Below are 22,430 nucleotides of genomic sequence, written 5' to 3' on the forward strand. Positions count from 1 at the left end.
CGACATTCGCCACCGGTGCTCGCCCGGATGGGTCCGAAACGTCGGTAACCCGCAATATCGGTGTGCGGAAAGGTAACTGGAACGACAAAGACCGGGTGGTTCGGGGGAACCACCCGGCCTCGGTACAGCTGTGTCAGCCGATCTTGCGCTGTTCGGCAGTGAGCGGTTCGGCCGAGGCAGGCGGCGCACCCACATCGGCCGCGAGTTCCTTGGCCTCCGCCTGATCGGCGTTGACCTCCTCGATCGCCAGTCGCGCGAAGATCCACTGCTCGGTCGCCGCCATCTGCCCGCGGTTGCGGCCGAGGAACGACACGAACCAGCCGATCACGGTGACGATACGGCTGCGGTAGCCGACCAGGTAGTACAGGTGCAGTGCCAGCCAGGCGAGCCAGGCCAGGAATCCGCTGAACTCGAGTTTGCCTATCTGGCAGACCGCGTCGAACCGCGAGATCGTGGCCATCGAGCCCTTGTTGAAGTACTTGAACGGCTTGCGTTCGGCGGGGGTCTGACCGTGCAGCCCGGCCTTGATCGCCTTGGCCGCGTAGACCGAACCCTGGATGGCGCCCTGGGCCTGACCCGGCACGCCGGGCACCGACATCAGATCGCCCACCACGAACACGTTCGGATGACCCTTGACGGTGAGGTCGGGCTCCACGATGACGCGCCCCGCCCGGTCGACTTCGGTGCCGTCGGACCGCTCGGCGATCATCTTGCCCAGCGGGCTGGCCTGCACGCCCGCCGACCACACCTTGCAGGTGGCCTCGATGCGTCGGGTGGTGCCGTCGGCGTCCTTGACGACGACGCCGTTGGCGTCGACATCGGTCACCATGGCGTTGAGCTGGATCTCCACACCCATCTTCTCGAGCCGCTTGGCCGCCTTGGCGCCCAGCTTGGGGCCCATCGGGCCGAGCACCGCGCCCGCGCCCTCCAGGAGGATGACGCGTGCGTCACGGGGGTCGATGGTGCGGAAGGTGCCGTCGAGGGTGCGATCGGCGAGTTCGGCGATCTGCCCGGCCAATTCCACGCCGGTCGGGCCTGCGCCGACGACGATGAACGTCATCAGCCGGTCGCGCTCTTCCTGGGTGGTGGCGAGTTCGGCCTGCTCGAAGGAGCCGAGGATGCGCGCGCGCAGTTCCAGGGCGTCGTCGATGGTCTTCATGCCGGGTGCGTAGGTGGCGAAGTGGTCGTTGCCGAAGTACGACTGCTGGGCGCCGGTGGCGACGATCAGACTGTCGTAGGCGGTAACGGTGTCGCGGTTGAGCAGTCGCGACGTGACCTGCTTCTTCGCCAGATCCACATCGACCACATCGCCGAGCAGCACCTGCGCGTTCTTCTGCTTGCGTAGCACCAGGCGGGTCGCCGGGGCGATCTCGCCGGTCGAGAGAATGCCGGTGGCCACCTGGTAGAGCAACGGCTGGAACAGGTGCGTCGACGTCTTGGAGATGAGCGTGACGTCGACGTCGGCTCTGCGCAGGTGCCGGGTACCGAACAGACCGCCGAACCCGGATCCGATCACCACTACGTGGTGCCGCTTCCCGACAGACTCAGTGCTCATCGTCGCGCTCCTCGACAGACTGGGGTGTGCCCCGCGGTAGTGGTGTTGGACAAGATCGACAATACGCCCAGGGCGAGGTTCAGCGACCCGCGAGAAGGAGTTCGGCCACGCGTGTGTCGGTCTCGGCGCCCTCGGTGTAACCGCCTGCACTGCCGAGCGCGTTCATGATCGAGAGCGTGTACCGCTCCTCGTTGCCCGCGATGCCGACCGAGTTGACCACCCAGCCGTCGGCCTCGGCCGACCAGCCGTTCTTCAGGCCCGGGCGCATCTTCGAACCCGCGCCCCACACACCCCAGTGCTGGTTGGAGTCGACCGAGCGCATCCGGTCGAGCAGGTAGGCGAGATCGTCGGGGTGCATGGTGTCGAGGATGGTGTTCATCAGCCGGTCCAGGTCGGCGGCGGTGCACTTCTGGAACGACCAGTCCGGGAACAGCGCGCTCGTGGTCGGCTGCGGGATCAGGCTGACCATGCCGTAGGTGCGGAAAGCGTTGTTGTAGGCCATCCGGTCGAAGCCGATGTACTTGTGCCACAGCACGTCGGTGGCGTGGTCGTTGGAGGTGGCCAGCATCGCTTCGATGTTGAAGCGGTCCTCGGGCGACAGGCCGATGGCGCCGACGCGGGCCCGGTTGAGCAGGTCGGCGGCGATGGCCAGCTTGATCGTGGAGGCGGTCCACACCTGGTTCTCGGCATGTTCGTTGGCGTAGATGCCGCCGGTCTTGCGGTCGCGCACCACATAGCCGACAACGCCGGGGCGACCCGCGAGATAGGCGTCGGCTCTCGCGATCCGGGCGCTCATATCGGCATCGAAGCCGGGCACCGAGACCTGGGTCAGAGCCGGGGGCGCGGCATGGGCCGCGGTGACGAGAACAGGGACGCCCGGGGTGAGGGCGGCCGCGGCGGCGAGCAGGCAGGCTGTCGCTGCGACTCGGGAAACGACACGGGTGGAGGGAGAACGGTCACGCACGAGGCATCACACTCGCACACCGAGCGCCGGAGTGCACTACTTCGCCGCAAATCCGCCCCGACGAGAGCGCTGTTGCGGCGCACCGCGATTGCGTTCAGTGATGGGCGGCGTGCGGGGTGGCGATGGTGCAGCCGTTGAGCCGATGGCAGTGCTCGAACGCTTCACCGTGCCGGTCCAGCGGCCACGAATGCAGCACCTGATCAGGCCCGTAGCGCCGGGAATTGATCAACTCCCAGCGCGCGCCTGCTCGGCGGCAGATGAAGCCGCCACCGGGAACCAGGGGAAACACCTGCGCGATCATGAAACGAAACCAGCCTTTCGCCCGCGGCCGTACTGTCCCACCCGAACCGCAACAATCCCACGGCGGCGATCGGGGGCGCCGCAGGCGTGGCCGGGACGTCTTGGGGTGTGGCGTATTTCACTAGCCCGGTCCAGTGGTGGTGGCGGGGCCGCGCGATTGCGGGTCGGTCGCTGGGCGTATAAACAACGGATGCCGTTGCACCTCCATCGCGCCGAACGCGCCGACGCGCTGGCCGACGGACTGGGCCGTTTGCTGGGCGAAATTCCCGCCGATCCGTTCGTCACGGAAGTGGTGGCGGTGCCGGCCAAAGGGGTGGAGCGCTGGTTGGCGCAGCGGCTGTCGGGTGTGCTCGGGGTGGGTGCGCAGGACGGCATCGCCGATGGGATAGCCGCGAACATCGCGTTTCCGTCCCCGGCCGCGCTCGTTGCCGAGGTGCTGGCAGGGGCGAGCGGGGTCGCGCCCGCTGACGATCCCTGGGCTGGTCAGCGCGTGGTGTGGACGCTGTTGCCGGTGATCGACGAAGTTGCCGACCAGCCGTGGGCGGCGGTGCTGGCGCGTCACCTCGGCCTCCCTGGAACCGACCATCGCCTCGGTCGGCGCTACTCCACCGCCGCGCACCTCGCCGCACTCTTCGAGTCCTACGCCGCGCAACGTCCGCAGGTGCTGCTCGACTGGGCGGCAGGCGCGGATACCGACGGTGCGGGTGGGCCGGTGCCCGACGACCTCGCCTGGCAACCGCGGTTGTGGCGAGCCCTGCGCGCGGCGGTCGACGCACCGAGTCCCGCCGAACGACTCGCCGACGCCTGCGCCCACCTGCGCGCCGAACCCACCTCGATCGACCTGCCCGACCGGCTGTCCCTGTTCGGCCTCACCCGCCTGCCCGCCGACCAACTGGCAGTTCTCACCGCCCTCGCCGCCCACCGCGACGTGCACCTCTGGTTGGCGCACCCGAGCCCGGCCATGTGGACCGCGCTCAGCGAGGCTCAGGCGGTCGCTGATGTTGCGGCCGTTCGTCCCCGCGCGGACGACCACGGCGCGGATCTGGTTTCGCATCCGCTGCTGGCTGGGCTGGCTCGGGACGTGCGGGAACTGGAGCAGTGCCTGAATCCGGTGCTGGACAGCGATATTCACCTCGCCGGCGAAACCGGCGCGAACACCCTTCTCGGTGCTGTGCAGGCCGCCGTTCGGGCGGATTCTGCCCCTGAAACGGGTGCGATGCCGGACGGAAGCGTCGAGGTCCACGCGTGTCACGGACCGGCACGGCAGGTCGAGGTGCTGCGGGATCTGTTGCTGTCCACCTTCGCGGCGGACCCGACCCTGGAACCGCGCGACGTGCTGATCATGTGCCCGGACGTGGAGGCGTTCGCACCGCTGGTGCGGGCGGCGTTCGGTCAGCGCGGGTCCGGTGTAGACCTGCCGACCGAGGGTGAACATCCCGCGCATCAGTTGCGGGTACGGCTCGCCGATCGCGGGCGGGCGGTGACCAACCCGATGCTGGCGGTGGTGATCGCCCTGCTCGAACTTGCCGACGGTCGCGTCACGGTGACGCAGGTACTCGACCTGGCGGCGAGCGAAACAGTGCGCCGCCGTTGCGGTTTCGATGACGACGACATCGAGCGGCTGCGCGAGTGGGCGGCCGAGTCGGGCGCGCGGTGGGGGATCGGGCAACGTCAGCGCGAAGCGTTCGGACTCGCCGACTTCGCCCAGAACACCCTCAACGCCGCGGTCGATCGCATCCTGCTCGGCGTCACGGCCGACGAATCCGGGGACGACTGGCTGGATCTGGCGCTGCCCCTCGACGATGTCGACTCCAACGATGTCGACCTCGCGGGCCGCTTCGCGGAGTTCATCGACCGGCTCGCCGTCTGCCTGCGCGACCTGCGCGGTCCGCGACCCGCCGCCGACTGGACCACCGTGCTGCTGCGTGCGGTGGAGCTGCTCACCGACGTGCCCGACGCGCACTCGTGGATCCGCACCGAAGCGCGCCGCGAGATCGTCGCCGCCACCGAACACGCGGGCGACACCCCACTGCGCCTGGCCGACGTGTCGGTCCTGCTCACCAGCCGCCTGGCAGGCGGTCCCGGCCGCGCCAATTTCCGCACCGGCGAACTCACCGTGTGCACCCTGGTCCCGATGCGGTCGGTGCCGCACCGCGTGGTGGTGCTGCTGGGACTCGACGACGATGTCTTCCCCCGGCCCGGCAGCATCGACGGCGACGACCTGCTGGCGCGCGATCCACTGGTCGGCGAACGCGACGCGCGCAGTGAAGACCGTCAACTCCTCCTGGACGCCATCATGGCGGCCGGCGACCGGTTGTTCGTCCTGCACACGGGCGCGGACCCGGTGACCGGCGCGGTTCGGCCGCCCGCTGTCCCGGTCGCCGAACTCCTCGACGTGCTGGCCACCCATGTGGGTCCGGCGGCGATGGACGACGTCCACATCCGGCACCCGCTGCAGGCCTTCGACCGCCGCAACTTCGCCCCCGCGAAGCCGCGCAGTTTCGACACCGTCGCCCTGGCCGGTGCGCGCGCCGCCGCTCGCCCGTCCCGGCCGCGCCCGCCGCTGCTCACCGCGCCGTTGCCGCCCGGCCCCGTCGCGGATATCGCACTGGCGGAACTGATCTCGTTCGCCGAACACCCGGTGCGTGCGTTCCTGTGGCAGCGACTGGGCCTGCGGGTGCCCGAGGAATCAGAGGACATTGCCGATCAGCTCCCGATCGAACTCGACGGGCTGGCGAAGTGGGATCTGGGCGAACGGATGCTGACCGCTCGGCTCACCGGCGCCGACCCGGCGGGTCTGCGGGCCGCCGAATGGCGTCGAGGAACGTTGCCGCCCTTCGGTTTCGGGACCAAGGTGCTCGACGAGGTCGAAGGCACCGTCGACACACTCGTCCGCACCGCTCGAGCCGACTACGAGGCACCGCCGCGTGCCGTCGACATCGCCATCGACCTGGGCAACGGCCGCACCCTCGCGGGCACCGTCCCCGAGGTCCGCGGCGAAACCTTGGTGCGCACCACCTATTCCCGTCTTGCACCGAAACACCGTCTCGCGTCCTGGGTTTCGCTGCTCGCGCTCGCCGCCACCGAAGACCGGTCGTGGCAGGCGATCAGTACCGGGCGCGGGCAATTCCGCAGCAGGCCGGTGGCCAGGTCGGTGATCACCGCACCCGAAGCGCCTGCCGCACTGAAGATCCTGCGTGATCTGGTCCGGTTGCGCGATGAGGGGCTGTGCGAACCGCTGCCCTGCGCGCCCGCCGCCACCGCCGCCTACGCCGAGCGCCGCTTCCGCGGTGACAGCGTGGCCGACGCCCTGCTCGCCGCCGAACACGCCTTCGACGGCGGCCCCAACGGCCCCGACAGGTTCGGCGACCACACCGACCGCTACCTGCGCTACGTCTGGGGTCGCGCACCCCGATTCGACTGTCTCGCTACCGAATCCAACCGACCGGGCGAACCGGAAAGCAACCGTTTCGGCGCTCTCGCGCGCCGCTGGTGGGCGCCGCTGCTCGCCGCCGAGAGTCAGGGGCAGCCGTGACCGGGACCGTCTCGGCGCCGACCGCATTCGATGCGACCGGGCCACTGCCCCAGGGCACCACCGTGCTGGAGGCCAGCGCGGGCACCGGCAAAACCCATGCCATCGTCGGGCTCGCGGTCCGCTATGTCGCCGAAGCGGGCATATCCATCACCGAACTGCTGCTCGTCACGTTCAGCCGCGCCGCCACCCAGGAACTGCGGGAACGCACCAGGGACCGGTTCGTCACGGTGGCGACCGCGCTCGCCGAGCCCGACACCGCGCGCCACCACCAGGACGAGCTCGTCCGCGCGATGGCCGACACCGACCCGGAGACAGTGCGGCTGCGCAGGCACCGATTGCTCACCGCCCTGGCCGATTTCGACGCCGGGACCATCGCCACCACCCACTCGTTCTGTCAGCGAATGCTCGACGAACTCGGTCTGGCCGGTGAACACGATCCGGGCGCGCGACTGGTCGAATCGGTGGACGACCTCGTCGCCACCGTCGCCGACGACCTGTATCTGGCCCGCTACGCCCGTGACGGTGCCCCGTTCACGCTGCGCGATGCCCACACCCTCGCCCTGGCGGCCGTCCACGACCGCCACGCCGACCTGGCGCCGCGCACCGATGGCGCGGCGGGCGAGCGCGTCGCCTTCGCCACCGCCGTGCGCGCGGAAACCGAACGCCGCAAACGCCGTGCGGGACTGCGCGATTTCGACGATCTGCTCGTCCTGCTGCACGACGTGCTGGCCGACCCGGAGCACGGGCCCCGCGCCTGCGCGCGGATCCGGCAGCGCTACCGGGTCGCGCTGGTCGACGAGTTCCAGGACACCGATCCGCTGCAGTGGGACATCCTGCGCCTGGCATTCCACCAGCACGCCACCCTCGTGCTGGTCGGCGACCCGAAGCAGGCCATCTATGCCTTCCGCGGCGCCGAAGTGCTCAGCTACCTCGACGCCGTGGCACTGGCGGACCGACGCAGCGAACTCACCCGCAACTGGCGCAGTGACGCCGGCCTGCTGCGCGCCATCGACCACCTGTGCGGCGGCGCCGAATTGGGTCACCCCGAGATCAGCGTGTACCCGGTCACGCCGACGCGGCCGACGACGCGCCTGCACGGCGACCCTGAGGTGATCAGCCCGCTGCGGCTGCGGGTACTGCCGCGGACCGGGGCGGGCCCGCGCAATCGGTCGGGGTTTCCGTCGGTGGGCAGGCAGCGGGCCAAGGTCGCCGACGATCTGGCCGCCGATATCGTCACCCTGCTCGAATCCGGCACCACCATCGACGCCAAACCCGTACGCGGCGGGGATCATTCACTCAGCGAGGTCGGCGACGGACGGGTGCGCAGACCGATCGGGCCCGGCGATATCGCGGTGTTGGTGCGGACTCGCTCCCAAATCGACGTGGTGCGAGCGGCTTTGGATCGTGTCGGGGTCGCCTCCGTGCTCGCCGGTGGTACCAGCGTGTTCGCGACGGTCGCCGCGACGGACTGGCTGTGGGTGTTGCGGGCGCTGGAACAACCACATCGCGGTGACCGGGTGCGGCTGGCCGCGTGCACCCCGATCCTCGGTGTCACTGCCGCCGAAATCGACTCGGGCGGTGCGGATCTCGTCGGCCGGGTCTCCACCCAGTTGCGCGATGCCGCCCGCCTGTTCGCGCGGGCCGGATTCGCCGCCGTGTTCGACAAGCTCGCCACGGAAACCGACCTCGCGCCGCGCCTGCTTGCGATGGACAACGGCGAACGCGAACTGACCGACCTGCGCCACATCGCCCAGCTCCTCGACGAGGTCGCACTCGCCGAGGGTCTGGGTCTGACCGCGCTCACCCGCTGGCTCGCCGACCGGGTGCGCGAGCCCGAGGCGGGCAGCGTCAGCGGTCGTAGCCGCAGGCTCGATCGGGACGCGGCGGCGGTGCAGATCGCCACCGTGCACGCCAGCAAGGGCCTCGAATTCCCGATCGTCTACCTGCCTTTCACCTGGGACAGCGCCAAGAACCCGTATCCGGCGACGCTGCTGTTCCACGACGACAACGGCACCAGGGTCCTCGACATCGGCGGCAAGGACGCCCCCGGCTACGGCGAACGCCAATTGCGTTGTGAGGCCGAGGAATCGGGGGAGGAGCTGCGGCTGCTCTATGTGGCGTTCACCCGGGCGATGTGCCAGGCGGTTGTGTGGTGGGCGCCCGCGGTGACGACCGGTGCCGCGCCGCTGCACCGAATGATGCTGGGTAGACGGCAGGGTTCGGCGCAGGTGCCGCGCCGGGCCGAGATTTCCGCCGACACCGCTGCGGCGCAACGTATTTCCGAGTGGGCATCCTCCGCCTCGGACGTGATCTCGGTGACCATGGTCGACCGCCCCGAGGATGTGGCGCCCCGACGGGTGCGCACCGAATTGCCGACCGGCGAACTGGCGGCCGCGGGGTTCAACCGCGCGCTCGACCAGCAGTGGCGGCGCACCTCGTATTCGGCGCTCACCGCGGGGGCACACGATGCGCCCGGCGTGAGCGACTCCGAACCCGAGGACGGCCCCGGCCCCGACGACGAGCCGACGCAAGCCCCGATCGACGCCATGACCGCCAGTACGGCCGCGCCGTCGTTGATGAACGAGCTGCCCTATGGCGCCGAGTTCGGCACGCTGGTCCACGGCGTTCTCGAAACGGTCGACACCTCGGTGCCCGACCTCGCCGCCGAGGTCCACCAGCGGTGTGTGGCGGCGGTCGAACACACGATGGCCGAGCTCGACGTCGACGTGCTCTCGAACGCCCTGCTCGAAGTGCTGCGCACCCCAGCGGATTTCGGTTCACTGGCCGCGATCGCAACCCGTGACCGGCTCAACGAACTGGAATTCGAACTGCCGCTCGGTGGTGGTGACACGCCCGGCCCGCGCTCGGCCGGGATGCACGCCATCGCGACACTGTTGCGCACCCACCTTCCCGCCGACGACGATCTCGTCGACTACGCCGATCATGTTGCCGCGCTGCCCGATACGGTGCTGCGCGGCTTTCTCACCGGCAGCATCGACGCTGTCCTGCGGGTGCCCGACGAGACAGGCGAGCTCCGCTATCTCATCGTCGACTACAAGACCAACCGGCTGGGTACCGGCGATCTCACCGTCGAGCACTACCGTCGCGACCACATGGTCGCGGAAATGATCCGCTCGCACTATCCGCTGCAGGCACTGCTGTATGCCGTTGCCCTGCACCGGTATCTGCGCTGGCGGTTGCCCGGATACGACCCCGCTCGCCATCTCGGTGGTGCCAGGTACCTGTTCGTGCGAGGCATGATCGGTGCGGCGACGCCGCCGGGGCACGGTGTCTTCGATTGGTACCCGTCCGCGGAACTCGTTGTCGCGCTGTCGGATCTGCTTGCGGGGGAGCTATGAGGGCCGCTCCGAGACGAATTCTCCACAGTGCCGTCCGCGATTGTCGGTCGGCTGGTGGCCGGTGTGCGGCGCGACGGCGCCCGGTGCTGACGACGGAGAGGCACCGATCATGACGTCTATTCAGGTGGCGCAGCGGGGGACCGGGCTGCTGCGGGTGTTCAACGAGGCCGGTGTGCTGTCCGCGGCGGATGTGCACGTCGCGGTGCGGTTGGGTCGGATGGGGCGCGAGGACAGCGAGGACGTGCTGTTCGCCGCGGCGCTGGCGGTGCGCGCGGTGCGGTCGGGTTCGGTGTGTCTCGAGCTGGCCCGGATGCGCGAGATCGGCATCGATGCCGACGAAACACGGGACAGCGCAACGGGAATCGACCCGGCGACCCTGCCGTGGCCGGACACCGATCGGGTGCTGACCGCCCTGCGGCGGAGTCCGCTGAGCTGCGGCGGGCAGTCCGGTCCGCTGCGCCCGTTGCGGATCGTCGAAGCCGACGCCGAGGGTGGCGCGCTGCTCTACCTAGACCGGTACTACCAGCAGGAACAGATTCTGCGGCGAGTACTCACCGAACGCAGCGCCGATCACCCCGTCATCGACACCGAACTCGTTCGCGCACAACTGGATCGGCTCTTCGCCGACCCGCTCGGCGACGGGCCCGACCGGCAACGCCTGGCCGCCGCCCTCGCCGCGACCCACTGGACCACTGTCGTCGCGGGCGGCCCCGGCACCGGCAAAACCCACACCATCGCCCGCATCCTGGCCCTGCTCACCGCCCACCGCAACGCATCGCCCAAGTTGCCCGCCCTGCGCATCGCCCTCGCCGCACCGACCGGCAAAGCGGCGGCCCGCCTACAGGAAGCGGTGCGTGAACAGGCCGCCGAGCTCGGCCTGCCCGAGCTCACCGCCTCGACCCTGCACCGCCTCCTCGGCTGGCAACGTGGCCGCACCACCCGCTTCCGCCACCACGAGCACAACCGCCTGCCCTACGACGTCGTCGTGGTCGACGAGACCTCGATGGTGTCGCTCACGATGATGAGCCACCTCTTCTCCGCCCTGCGCCCCGACACCCGCCTGGTCCTCGTCGGCGACCCCGACCAGCTCGCCTCGGTCGATGCGGGTGCGGTACTGGCCGACCTCGTCGCCGGTCCCGTCAGTGGCGCGCCCAATCCGGCGCTGCGCGAGGTGCTCGATGTCGATGGGGTGCGGGCAGGCCTGTCACCTGCGTCGAGCGGCGTGGCAGGCGCTGAGACCCCGGCCCAGAGTGGTGGCGCTCGCGAACCCGATGGTGACGTCCGGGATGTGGGGCGTGACGCGGGCGGCGTGGCCGAGTCGCCGGAGGCAGGGGCCGGATCTTCGGTGAGTCCGGCAGCGGCGCACTCGCTGACGTCTCTCGAACAGCGGCGGCTGCAGGGCGGGATCGTCCGGTTGACCAGGGGGAGGCGATTCGGCGGGCACATCGCGGACCTGGCGGTTGCTGTCCGGGCCGGCGATGCCGATGCGGCACTGGCAATTCTGCGGGCGGGTGGCGACGATGTGTCGCTGTGCGGCCCCGACGACATCCGCGCTGTGCGGGCGGACGTGACAACCGCTGCCCTCGCCGTCACGGCCGCGGCGGAAGCGGGCGACGCGATCGGCGCACTGACCGCACTGGAATCTCACCGCCTGCTCTGCGCCCATCGCCAGGGTCCCTTCGGCGTCGAACGCTGGGATCGGATGGCGGCCGAGTGGGCCGCGGCCGGTGGCGCGGGACCCGAAGGGCCGCAATCGGTCTGGTATCCCGGTCAGCCGCTGCTGGTCACCGCCAACGATCACGAAGCCCGGATCTACAACGGTGACACCGGCGTCATCATCCGACGCCCGGACGGCTCGCTGCGCGCCGCATTGCAGCGCGGCAGCGAGCCCTACCTCGTCCATCCCACCCAGTTCCCGGCCGTGGTCACGGTTTTCGCCATGACCATCCACCGCAGCCAGGGCAGCCAGTACGACACGGTCTCGGTCGTCCTCCCCGAACCCGAATCCACCCTGCTCACCAGGGAACTCCTCTACACGGCCATCACCCGAGCGCGCACGCACGTCCGCATCATCGGCACCGAGGAATCCATCCGCGCCGCGATCGGCCGCCGCGTTCTCCGAGCCAGCGGTCTGTCGAGAACCGTCGCGCCGCAAGGGTAGTGAGGTGTTACGCGGTCGCCCATGGCGGGCGACCGCATGACGTGACCGTCAGCGAGCCGAGCTGCGCGACCAGTTCCACGACCACCAGCGGTCGTCGTCCAAGTCGCGCAGGACGGCGTCCTTGATCTGCATGCGCAGGAACGGGTCCTGTAGACCGTCGAGGGCGGGCAGGATGTCGGGGGAGAGGGTGCCCAGGTAGCCCGCGTCCAGGCGCTTGCTGGTGGACCAGCGGTCGATATTGCGTTCGGCGACAAGGTGTTCGGGGTTGATCGCGGCAAGGGCGATCAGGGTTGCCAGGGCCGTCCCGATCGCGGCGCGCGGCACCCAGGTCCACCGCAGTCGGGCGATGGCGACCAGCACGAGAACGTAGACCAGACCGACCCAGAGTTCGCACATCGTCACCAGCAACCGGAGCACGGTGAACCCGTAGGCCTGCTGGTAGGTCCACATCCGGCCCAGTGCCGATCCGACGATGACCAGCGCCAGCACGCTCACCGCGCTCAGCAGGACGCGCAACGACAGGCGGTCAGCGGCAGTTTCCTGCTTCGACCAGTGCAGAACAGCGACGATCACGGCCAGCGTCAGGATGCTCACCGCCGACAGCTGCCAGAATCCGCTGCGCGCGTATTCGGCGTAGGTCAGACCCGCGGTGCGCTGCACGTAATCGTCGCCACCGAACAGTGCCACGAACTGGGCGCCGACGAACACCGCGAACAACACGGTCAACGCGCCAACTGGGAGCATCCACTCGCTGCGCGACCAAAGACGCACCGGCCGAACCGAATCCGCCGCCCGCGAAGGCGGTCCCGCGAGCAGGTACAGCGCCCCCAGCACACCCACCGTGACGACCACGAACAGGAAGATCCACTGCCACGCCGCCGGGCCGTCCACCTTCGGCACGAGCCCGTTCAACATCTTCGCGAACGTGGCGTCCGCCCCGCCGAGCAGCGGCACGAACACCACCAGCAATGCCGCGGTCGCCGCGATGGAAACTCCGTACCGCCGCACAGTGGAGCTCCCCACCGACCGCGACTCCCGCAGCCCCGAGAACGCCCACGGCACAGCCCCGAACGACGCCAACGGCACCGCGAACATGTCGTGCGCGATCCCCCGCACACTCCGCCGCCCCAACACCGCCAACGACCCGGCCACACACGCCGCGATCACACACAGCACGAACAGCCACCCCGCCGCCCGCACCGTCCCCACCCCGAGCAACACTATCGCCGCCGCTGCCCACCAGACCCGATCGCCGACCGAAACAGAGTGGGGAACAGGCTCATTCGGCTTCGGCGCCACAGTCTTGTTCGCCGCCACAGCTTCATTCGCCGACATGACGTCGTCCGTCGACACGGCCATGTTCGCGGACACGGCGCTGTTCGGCGCAGATGCTGTCGCCGAACGTGCCTCGTCGGAGTCGGTTCGCGAGGTTGTCGGCGCTTCGGCAGGACCACCTTCGGCGGGCGACGTCACCACCCTGATGTCACCCGGAGTCGAATCAGGAGTATTCGCAGCACTGTTCACGGACTCGGCACCGTTGTCGGTCGTGCCGCCGTGAACCGCCGCCCGCTCGCTCGTGGTGTCGGCTGATCGCGACGTGACCGTTTCGCCCGCGGGCCGGACGTTGTCGCCCTGAACGGGGTCCGCCGTGCGGCGCGAATCGGAGTCCTCCGTGGCAGCCGCGACCTCGCCCGCTTCGCGCGTCGCGAGATCGGCAGGTGCCGTAGTCGACTGTTGCTCAGCAGACTTCAGATCAGTACTCGGTGCCGCAGTGGAAGGAGTGTTCGTAGCCGACGTAGCCGACGCCGAGGCGACCTCCGACGATTCGGACCGACCACGCAACCGGGCGCGGTAATCGACCGCGACGAGAGCGCCGGTGATGGCAGTGCCCGCGATGAGCCAGCCGATACCGGGACGGTCCACCGGGATCACCGTGGCACCGACGATGCCGGCCAGCGCCGCGGCGGGCAGCACACCGGGTGGGCGGGCGACGCACTCCCAGCGTTTCGGGACCGGCGGTAGCGGAGGCGGCATCGACGGTAGCGGCATGGAACTCGCGGACGATCCGGTCCTGGCCGCCGCCGCCGCGTTCGGCCATGCCCCGGCCGTCCAGCCCGGCGTACCCGGCTGGACAGCGCCGCGCGTGCGCCGCTCGGCAAGCAGTGTCGTGACCGGCACCGAGCCGTCCGCCGCCGCAGGAATCGTCGTGTCCGGTGTCGGGGTCTCGGTGCGTGCCGCGGTCGACCGAGTGCCGGAACTTGCTGGACCGCCGCCCGTCTGTGAGGTTTCGGCTGCGGGATTCGGGTTCTCGGTAGCACTCGGCTGAGGCGCAGGAGCCTCGGGTATCGGCTTGTCGGACATGGTTTTTCCCCTCCTGGAGGTGTGCAGATATGCCCCGGGACCAAAGTGCCGGGAGAGTTCGTAGGGATGTAGGGGTCAGTCCGTGGGCAGGACGACGCGGATGCGGGAGCCGGGGTCGGCGACGGCGATGGTGCCGCCGTGCAGGTCGATCACCCAGCGGGCGATGGCGAGGCCGAGGCCGGTGCCGCCGCCGTCGGTGCGACCACCGCGGGTGAAACGGTCGAAGACGGTGGCGCGCTCGGCTTCCGGGATGCCGGGGCCGTCGTCCTGGATTTCCAGGACCGTGCCTTCGGGGCCCGTCGATGCCGAGACCCGGACCTCGCCACCGGAGGGGCCGTGCCTGGCGGCATTGTCGAGCAGGTTGAACAGCACCTGGTGCAGGCGGGCGCGGTCGGCGAACACGGTCGCGTCGGGCGGGTCGATGGATGTCGTGAACCGAACACCACGTCCGAGCGCAGCAGTCATCACCTCGGCTTCGGCGATCACCTCCGCCAACAGTGGTGCCAGCGGCAGGGTTTCGCGATCAAGCGTGAACGCGCCCGCCTCGATGCTGGACAGGTCGAGGAGTTCGGAGACCAGCAGGCCGAGACGTTCGGTCTGGGCGAGGGCGGTCCGCAGCGTCGCCGGGTCGGGCTGGCTCACCCCGTCTACCAGGTTCTCCAACACGGCGTGCAGCGCGGTCACCGGCGTGCGCAGCTCATGGGACACATTCGCGATGAGGTCGCGGCGCTGCCGGTCCGCGGCGGCCAGGTCGGCCGACATCTGATTGAACGCGGTCGCCAGCTGACCCACTTCATCACGCGAGGACGCCCGCACCCGAAAGCTGTAGTCGCCCTGGGCCATCTGCCGCGCCGCCGCGGTCATCTGACGCAACGGGCGGGTGATCCCGTGCGCGAGGAACTGCGAGGTGATCAACGCGATCCCGAACGCGGTCGCCGTGGTCAGCGGCGGCAACCAGCCGATCTGCAACCGGAAATACCCGAACGCGACACCACCCGAGCACAACATCAGCACCGCCAGCTTGAGCTTGATGGAGCGCAGCCGGTCCAGCGGACGCGGCAGCACATCGGCGATGCGATCCATCAACGTCACCGTGCGGTCGGTCATCGCGCGTCCAGGGCGTAGCCGACACCGTGCACAGTGCGGATGAGATCGGCACCGAGCTTGCGCCGCAACGCTTTCACGTGCGAATCCACCGCCCGCGTCCCCGCCGCATCGGACCAGTCCCAGATGTCTTCCAGCAGTCGCTCTCTCGCGAGCACCGCCCGCGGACGTTGCGCGAGCCGGGTCAGCAGGTCGAATTCCAGTGGGGTGAGCCGTGCTTCGGCATCACCGCGCCACACCCGCCGCTCGGCGAGGTCGATCCGCAGATCGCCGACGACGATGCTGTGGTCGCCGCGCTCGGCAGCCCGGTCCACCCGTCGCAACAGCGCGTGCACGCGGGCGGCGAGCACCCGCATCGAGAACGGCTTGGTGAGATAGTCGTCGGCCCCGACACCGAGCCCGATGAGCTGATCGGTCTCGTCGGTGCGCGCGGTGAGCATGAGCACGGGCACGGGCCGCTCGGCTTGAATCCGGCGGCACACCTCCAACCCGTCGAACCCCGGCAACATGACGTCGAGGACCACCAGATCGGGCTCGCCCGCCTGCGCCGCCGCCACCGCGGCCGGACCATCGTGTGCCAGGTCGACGATGAACCCTTCGGCCCGCAACCTCGCGGCCACCGACTCCGCGATCGTCACCTCGTCGTCGACCACCAGGATCCGGCGTGCCGCCTGTCCTGTCCCGCCCCCACTGTTTTCCATGGTGCGACCCTAGCGAGCCCGTGTGGAGGGTTATGTCGCCAAATGTGGAGATTGTGTGTGGAGTACAGTGGCGGCGTGCACAACTGCTTCCGCTCCACCCCGCCGCCCGCCTCCTGAGCGAGGTGCCCCGCGGCGCTTGATCAACGCGCCGGTGGTTTCGGTATGTAGTCGTGCACCTCGCTTCTCGCGACCCCTTCACCTTTCTGTCGCAGGAGCACACCCATGTCTGTTTCGCTGTCCGCCCGCGTTGGCACAGCTGATCTCGTCATCGCCGGAATCCTCTGGGGGACCGGCGGCCTACTCGGCACCTTCGTCCAACGCTCGACCCACCTGTCCCCGGTGGCGGTCGCCGCCGTGCGCCTGGCCGTCGGCGGGTTACTGCTGGTGGGGCTGTGCATCCTCACCCGCAGAGCCATCCCGCGTGATGCCCCCGCCTGGCGGCGCATCGGTGCGACAGCCGTTCTCGCGGCGGTGTTCCAGGGCTGCTACTTCGGCGCGGTCGCCCTGTCCTCGGTGAGTCTGGCGACGCTGATCACCATCGGCATGTCCCCGGTCGTGGTCGCCGTACTCGAACATCTCACCGGCAGGCGAGCACTCGATCGCACCCGGTCGCGCAGCATCGCCCTCGCCCTCACCGGCCTCGCGCTGCTGGTCGGCACACCCGGCGCGGGCGGGTCGCGCGTGCTGTTCGGTGCGGCCCTGGCACTGGCCGCCGCCACCGCGTTCGCCGTGCTCACGGTGATCTCCGCAGTCCCGGTACCCGGCCTCGACCCCGTCACCAGCACCGGAATCGGCTTCACCGGGGGCGCGATAGTGCTCGCCGTCCCGGCGGCGGTGACCACCACCGCCTTCGACATCACCGTGCCCGGCGTAGCGGGAGTTCTGGCCCTCGGACTGTTCCCGACGGCCATCGCCTATACGCTCTACTTCCGCGGCCTCACCGCGGCGGGCGCGGGCACCGGCGCCCTGCTCGCCCTGCTCGAACCGCTCACCGGCACGCTGCTGGCAGTGCTGTTCCTGGATGAACGACTCGGCGTGGCGGGCTGGATCGGTGCAGTGCTCCTCGCGGTCGCCCTGGTGGCGGCCACCGAGAAAACCGCGTCGCTACAGGTCAGGGAACAGACCGGGTAGTTCCATCGCGTAGGCGAGATCGTCGCGAGTGCCCAGGGTGACCAGCAGGACGCGAATCATGGTCACCCTGGCCTCCGACGCCAGCGCGGGATCGGGATCGCTGCCCGGTTCGCTGCCCATGGTGAGCCGGTAGACGACGTACTCGCACACGTGCAGCGCCGCGTCCATATCGAGGGGTGCGGGCACCGGACGACCGAGGTCGCCGAAGGTCTTGCGCACCAGATCGCGGATATCGTCGAGCGCGCGTTCGCGGTAGGCCGAGACAACCGAGCCCGGGTCGTGCAATTCGGCGAACAGCGGCCGCAGCATCGGCCCGTGCCCCCGCGCCCAGTCCACATACGCGTCGATCAGCCGGATACCCAACTGCACCGGCTCATCGGTGCCGGCGAGCGCTTCGCGGATCCCGCCGACGAGGCCGTCGTTGGACGCGTCGAGTACCGCGTGCAGCGGCTCGGACGCATTGCCGAAATAGCGGTAGAAAGTGGGCCTGGCCAGCCCCGCCTCTTCGATGATCTGGGCGACACTCAGGCCACGCGACCCGTTGCGCGCGAACACCGCGGCGGTCGCCTCGACGATCCGAGCGCGGACCTCTTCGGCCTGCTCCTGCGTCTGCGGCGGGCGCCCGCGACGCACCGCGGTCGAGTCCTCGGTCATCGCGCCTCCCTCACCGTCACTGCTCGCGCACTGAAAGCTTGACACGAACCAGGGCGCTGGCATTAATCTAACACTAGTGTTCAGTAAATAATCTGAACGTGCGCGACTGTTGCGCGCGATCCATCTGTTGAGGAGAAGGGCCGACAATGACGACCGCCCCCGAGCTGACCGCCGAACCCACCGCGCTGCCGACCGCCCTGGTCAAGCCCCTGTTCGATCGCGGAGTCGCCGGTGGTGCGCCGTCGGTCGAGACCTTCGCCCCGGCCACCGGCCACAAGATCGGTGACCTGCCCCAGTCTTCTGTCGAGGACATCGAGCGCGCCTTCGCCGTCGCCCGGCACGCGCAGCGTGACTGGGCGAAGGTGAGCGTCAAGCAGCGTGCCGAAATCGTGCGCCGCTTCCACGACATCGTGCTCGCCGAGCAGGAGACCATCCTCGACATCGTGCAGACCGAGACCGGCAAGTCCCGCCCGCACGCCTTCGACGAGATCGCCGACGTCGCGCTGAACGCGCGCTACTACGCCACCGTCGCACCCAAGCTGCTCGCCGACCGCAAGCCGCGCGGCGTGCTGCCGGTGCTCACCTCGGTCGAGGTACACAACCGGCCCAAGGGCGTCGTCGCGGTCATCTCGCCGTGGAACTACCCCCTCGCACTGGCGGCCTCCGACGCGCTGCCCGCCCTGATCGCGGGCAACGCGGTCATCGCGCGCCCCGACAACCAGACCGCGCTCACCGCGCTGTGGGCCATCGACGCCGCCGAGCGGGCCGGGCTGCCGCGGGGTCTGTGGCAGGCCGTGCTCGGCCGCGGCCGCGACATCGGCGGCGAGGTGATCGCGCGCGCCGACTACGTCGACTACACCGGTTCCAGCGCCACCGGCCGCACCATCGCCCAGCAGGCCGGTGAGCGCCTGATCGGCTACTCCCTCGAGCTCGGCGGCAAGAACCCGCTGCTCGTGCTGGCAGACGCCGATGTCTCCAAGGCCGCGAAACTGGCTGTGCGCGCGTGCTTCTCGTCGGCGGGCCAGCTGTGTGAGTCGATGGAACGCATCTACGTCGACGCCTCGGTCTACGACCAGTTCGTCGCCGAATTCGTCGGCAATGTCAAGAACATGTCGCTCGGTGGCGAGCTCGACTACAGCCGGGACATGGGTTCGCTGACCTTCCCGCGTCAGCTCGCGACCGTCAGCGAGCATGTCGACGACGCGGTCGCCAAGGGCGCCAAGGTCCTCGCCGGTGGCCGCGCGCGTCCGGATCTGGGCCCCTACTTCTACGAGCCCACCGTGCTCGCTGATGTGAAGCCGGGCATGACCGTCTTCCGCGAGGAGACCTTCGGCCCGGTCGTGTCGGTGTACAAGGTCGACTCCGACGACGCCGCCGTCGAGGCAGCCAACGACACCGCCTACGGCCTCAACGCCAGCGTGTGGAGCCGGGATGTGAACCGCGGCAAGGAGATCGCCGCGCGGATCAACGCCGGTTCGGTGAACGTGAACGAGGGCTTCATTGCCGCCTGGGGCAGCATCGACGCGCCGTCGGGTGGTCTCGGCATCTCCGGCCAGGGCCGTCGCCACGGTCCCGAGGGCCTGCTGAAGTACATCGACACCCAGACCATCGCTGTCCAGCGGCTCATGCCGATCGCGCCGCTGCCCGGCATGTCCGAGCAGATGTGGGCCAAGACGATGACGCTGGTTTTCGGTGTCATGAAGACGCTGCGCCAGAAGTAGCGGAAACGAACCAGGGGTAGGTGCGCACATGAAGTTGGAAACGGTCGCGGGCAAACGGGTGCTGGTCACCGGCGCTGCCATGGGTCTGGGCAAGCTGTTCGCGGAGAAGGCTGTGTCCGAGGGCGCCGACGCGGTGGTGCTGTGGGATATCAACGAGCTCGCCCTGCGTGAGACGGCGGCGCAGCTGACCGCCGCGGGCGGCAAGGTGCACCACTACGTGGTGGACGTGTCGTCGCAGGACTCGATCCGCGAGGCCGGCGAGGCGGTGCGCAAGGAGGTCGGCGGGATCGACATCCTGGTCAACAACGCCGGCATCGTGCGCGGCAACACCTACTTCTGGGAAACCGAGAACCGCGCCGACATCGACAAGACGATGGCGATCAACTCGCTGGCCCCGATGTACGTCACCCTGGAGTTCCTGCCGGGCATGGTCGCCGGTGCGAGCCAGGCGCGCGTGCTCAATATCGCGTCCTCGGCCGCGCTGGTCGCCAACCCGCGCATGGCCGTGTACGCGGGGTCGAAGTGGGCGGCGCTTGGCTGGTCGGACTCGGTGCGCCTCGAGCTCGAGCAGGCAGGCCACGAGCACGTGAAGGTCACCACGGTCTGCCCGACCTACATCAACACCGGCATGTTCGACGGCGCGAAGGGCATCTTCCTCACGCCGATGCTCGAGCAGCACGATGTGGTCGACACGTCGTGGTCGGAGATGAAGGCGGGCGGCGCGCTGGTGGTGATGCCGTGGACCTCACGGATGAACCGCGCACTGACCGGTCTGCTGCCGATCAAGGTTCGCGACCTGTACCTGAACGCGGTGGGCGTGTACCACTCGATGGATCAGTTCACCGGACGTAAGTAGTTCACGCGGTGCCCCTGTCGACCGGTCGTGGAAGCGATCGCTCGACGGGGGCACCGTCATGTCGGGCGACGGGACGTACAGGTCTGCGTCGCTTGCTGTTTCGAGGTGTGCCGACCGGTCCGGACTGTCGGCTCGACGAGCAGGCGCGATCAGCCAGGATCACGGGTGCCGAGAACGACGGTGGCGTAGTGCTCCTCTGACTCCGCCACGCGGGGTACGAGGCCGTGCGCGGCGAGCACCGAGCACGCGGTATCGACCTGTTCGGCACCGGTTTCCACCAGCACGGTGCCGCCCGGCGCCAGCCATGCGGCCGCGCCTTCGGCCACCCGCCGGAACACATCGAGCCCGTCCGTCCCGCCGTCGAGCGCGGCGAGCGGCTCGTGCTCGCGTGCCTCCGGCGGCAGGTCGGCGACCCGGGCGCTCGGCACATACGGTGTGTTCGCGAGCAGGATGTCGATGCGGCCGTGCAGGTCAGCCGGTAGCGCGTCGAACAGGTCACCACCGAATACCGGGGCGCTGATCGGGGCGAGGTTCTCGCGCGCGCAGGCCACGGCGACGGGGTCGATATCCGCGGCGACCAGCTCCACCTCGCATCCCCGTGTGGTGAGGTCGGTCGCGGCGCTGAGTCCGAGTGCCCCACAGCCACAACACAAGTCGACGACACAGACCCGCGAAGTCCCCGGCACGAGACCCTCGACTGCCTGTTCCACCAGAAACGCGGTGCGTTGCCGCGGCACGAAAACCCCAGGGCGCACGCCGACCCGCAGCCCTCGGAATTCCACCCAGCCGAGCAGATATTCGAGCGGTGTCCCCGAAACCCGCTGCCGGACCAATACATCCAGCCGCCGCGGATCGCCTGCCGCCGCCTCGATCAGCAGCGTGGCTTCGTCCTCGGCGAACACACATCCTGCGCGTCGCAACGTGACGACCACCTCGGGAAAACAGCTCACGTGCCGATTGTTCCCGACCGGGCAACCGAGTTGTCGCCGCAGGTGCGACGACTCAGCGTGAACTGTCCAGTTCGAAGGTTCGCGTGGCGTCGAGGTAGATCCCGCGCTGGGCACTGCGCGCGGGCGGGGGCAACTGCGAAACCAGCTGTTCGAGTGAGGTCATCGCCCCGACCACCGCGGTACCCGCCACGATGAAGTCGGCGACCGCGCGCCGAATGTGGTTCGGGGAGGTCACCACCACCGCGCTGGTTGCACCCAGATCGCGCAGCATCCGCGTGCTGAACAGCGCGTTCTGCACGGTCGATCCGGCCCGATCCTCCACATGGATCCGATCGCCCGGCAGACCACGCGCGACGAGCCAGCGCCGCATCGCCTCGGCCTCGGAGATGCCGTTCTGTGGATTGCCGCCGGTCACGATCACCGGGGAGAACGGCGCGGCGACCGCCTGCAGCCACGCGGCGGTGAGCCGGTTCTCCAGTTCCGGGCGCAGCGCGCCGTCGGGGAGCAGGCCGTAGCCGAGGACCACGATGCCGGTCTGCGGACCGACCAGCGCGGGCAGCGGATTGGGCAGGGTGGCGGCGGCCGCGGTCACCGCGTGCAGCACGTGGTTGGTACCCGCCGCCTTGGCCGGGTCGATGCCGCCGAGCCGGGTCAGCGCGTCACCCACCGCGGCGGGGTCACCGGCGTAGTGCGACCAGATCGCCTGCAGGGCGAGCGCGTCGGCGTCGTGGGGATCGGCGGCGATGAGGGCGCGCAGGTCGGCCCGTCCCGCGGCGTCGTCGCCGTCGGTGAAATGTCGCTGTGCGGAGTTGTAGAGCGCGGTCACATCCGCTTCCGCGGCCGCCGGGCCGACGGTCGTGCCGGTCAATGCGGCGGTCGCCAGTACTGCGGCGGCCAGTTGTTTCCAGTGCCTCGAGATCTTCACGGCAGTCGCAACCCTTCCCGCGAACGGTTCGGTACGTGCTGAGAGAGCAGAGCTGCCAACACGCTACGACCGCCCGCCCTGGCCGTGGTGGACCTCGACCACCTTCCGCGCGTCGCGGCCCGGCGACAGGTCCTCGGCCCGGTGGCGGATAAG

At 69.5% G+C, this 22,430-nt stretch carries 16 protein-coding genes; 7 read left to right on the forward strand and 9 right to left on the reverse strand.

Annotation, left to right across the window (positions count from 1 at the left end):
- Nucleotides 1-133: 133 nt before the first annotated feature.
- The 3 genes from ACFW6D_RS07030 to ACFW6D_RS07040 form a co-directional block, all read right to left on the reverse strand.
- Entirely contained in the window at nt 134-1,555 is a 1,422-nt protein-coding gene (locus ACFW6D_RS07030) for an NAD(P)/FAD-dependent oxidoreductase (protein WP_379325581.1), read from the reverse strand.
- 79 nt (nt 1,556-1,634) lie between these two features.
- On the reverse strand, nt 1,635-2,519 hold the full coding sequence (locus ACFW6D_RS07035) for a tat pathway signal sequence (protein WP_379325583.1): 885 nt from the start codon (nt 2,517-2,519) through the stop codon (nt 1,635-1,637).
- A gap of 94 nt (nt 2,520-2,613) precedes the next feature.
- Nucleotides 2,614-2,820: a hypothetical protein gene (locus ACFW6D_RS07040; RefSeq protein WP_379325585.1), complete on the reverse strand. Its 207-nt coding sequence runs from the start codon at nt 2,818-2,820 to the stop codon at nt 2,614-2,616.
- 189 nt (nt 2,821-3,009) lie between these two features.
- Here ACFW6D_RS07040 and recC point away from each other — a divergent pair, with 189 nt between their 5' ends.
- From recC to ACFW6D_RS07055, 3 genes are all read left to right on the forward strand, one after another.
- Nucleotides 3,010-6,354 carry an exodeoxyribonuclease V subunit gamma gene (gene recC / locus ACFW6D_RS07045; RefSeq protein WP_379325587.1) on the forward strand — a complete coding sequence of 1,115 codons (3,345 nt, stop codon included), beginning with the start codon at nt 3,010-3,012 and terminating at the stop codon, nt 6,352-6,354.
- On the forward strand, nt 6,351-9,713 hold the full coding sequence (locus tag ACFW6D_RS07050) for a UvrD-helicase domain-containing protein (RefSeq protein ID WP_379325589.1): 3,363 nt from the start codon (nt 6,351-6,353) through the stop codon (nt 9,711-9,713). Before recC ends, ACFW6D_RS07050 begins: the two co-directional genes overlap by 4 nt.
- 109 nt (nt 9,714-9,822) lie before the next feature.
- On the forward strand, nt 9,823-11,874 hold the full coding sequence (locus ACFW6D_RS07055) for an AAA family ATPase (RefSeq protein ID WP_379325591.1): 2,052 nt from the start codon (nt 9,823-9,825) through the stop codon (nt 11,872-11,874).
- 48 nt (nt 11,875-11,922) lie between these two features.
- Here the strand turns inward: ACFW6D_RS07055 and ACFW6D_RS07060 are convergent, their stop codons facing one another.
- Entirely contained in the window at nt 11,923-13,908 is a 1,986-nt protein-coding gene (locus tag ACFW6D_RS07060; protein ID WP_379325593.1) for a DUF4153 domain-containing protein, read from the reverse strand.
- A 13-nt stretch (nt 13,909-13,921) separates the two neighbouring features.
- Here ACFW6D_RS07060 and ACFW6D_RS07065 point away from each other — a divergent pair, with 13 nt between their 5' ends.
- A complete protein-coding gene (locus ACFW6D_RS07065) occupies nt 13,922-14,200 on the forward strand; it encodes a hypothetical protein (RefSeq protein WP_379325595.1) in 279 nt (92 codons plus the stop codon).
- A gap of 110 nt (nt 14,201-14,310) precedes the next feature.
- Here the strand turns inward: ACFW6D_RS07065 and ACFW6D_RS07070 are convergent, their stop codons facing one another.
- Nucleotides 14,311-15,342 (reverse strand): ATP-binding protein, encoded by a 1,032-nt coding sequence (locus ACFW6D_RS07070; protein WP_379325597.1) that lies wholly within the window; start codon nt 15,340-15,342, stop codon nt 14,311-14,313.
- Entirely contained in the window at nt 15,339-16,040 is a 702-nt protein-coding gene (locus ACFW6D_RS07075) for a response regulator (RefSeq protein WP_379325599.1), read from the reverse strand. Before ACFW6D_RS07075 ends, ACFW6D_RS07070 begins: the two co-directional genes overlap by 4 nt.
- Nucleotides 16,041-16,262: 222 nt before the next feature.
- Between ACFW6D_RS07075 and ACFW6D_RS07080 the strand changes: the two genes are divergently transcribed.
- Nucleotides 16,263-17,171, forward strand: a complete 909-nt coding sequence (locus ACFW6D_RS07080) for a DMT family transporter (protein ID WP_379325601.1) — start codon at nt 16,263-16,265, stop codon at nt 17,169-17,171.
- Here the strand turns inward: ACFW6D_RS07080 and ACFW6D_RS07085 are convergent.
- Nucleotides 17,145-17,825: a TetR/AcrR family transcriptional regulator gene (locus ACFW6D_RS07085; RefSeq protein WP_379325603.1), complete on the reverse strand. Its 681-nt coding sequence runs from the start codon at nt 17,823-17,825 to the stop codon at nt 17,145-17,147. The two genes, ACFW6D_RS07080 and ACFW6D_RS07085, sit on opposite strands and share 27 nt — an antisense overlap.
- Nucleotides 17,826-17,971: 146 nt before the next feature.
- Here ACFW6D_RS07085 and ACFW6D_RS07090 point away from each other — a divergent pair, with 146 nt between their 5' ends.
- Both ACFW6D_RS07090 and ACFW6D_RS07095 read left to right on the forward strand, forming a co-directional pair.
- Nucleotides 17,972-19,546: a succinic semialdehyde dehydrogenase gene (locus ACFW6D_RS07090; RefSeq protein ID WP_379325605.1), complete on the forward strand. Its 1,575-nt coding sequence runs from the start codon at nt 17,972-17,974 to the stop codon at nt 19,544-19,546.
- A gap of 28 nt (nt 19,547-19,574) precedes the next feature.
- Nucleotides 19,575-20,402, forward strand: coding sequence for an SDR family NAD(P)-dependent oxidoreductase (locus ACFW6D_RS07095; protein ID WP_379325607.1), 828 nt, complete (start codon nt 19,575-19,577; stop codon nt 20,400-20,402).
- A gap of 149 nt (nt 20,403-20,551) precedes the next feature.
- Here ACFW6D_RS07095 and ACFW6D_RS07100 read toward each other — a convergent pair whose 3' ends face one another.
- Entirely contained in the window at nt 20,552-21,352 is an 801-nt protein-coding gene (locus ACFW6D_RS07100; RefSeq protein ID WP_379325609.1) for a putative protein N(5)-glutamine methyltransferase, read from the reverse strand.
- A gap of 52 nt (nt 21,353-21,404) precedes the next feature.
- A complete protein-coding gene (locus ACFW6D_RS07105) occupies nt 21,405-22,277 on the reverse strand; it encodes an ElyC/SanA/YdcF family protein (protein ID WP_379325611.1) in 873 nt (290 codons plus the stop codon).
- Between the last annotated feature and the right edge of the window lie 153 nt (nt 22,278-22,430).

This window comes from Nocardia sp. NPDC058705, from assembly GCF_042749305.1.
Taxonomy (GTDB): Bacteria; Actinomycetota; Actinomycetes; order Mycobacteriales; family Mycobacteriaceae; genus Nocardia.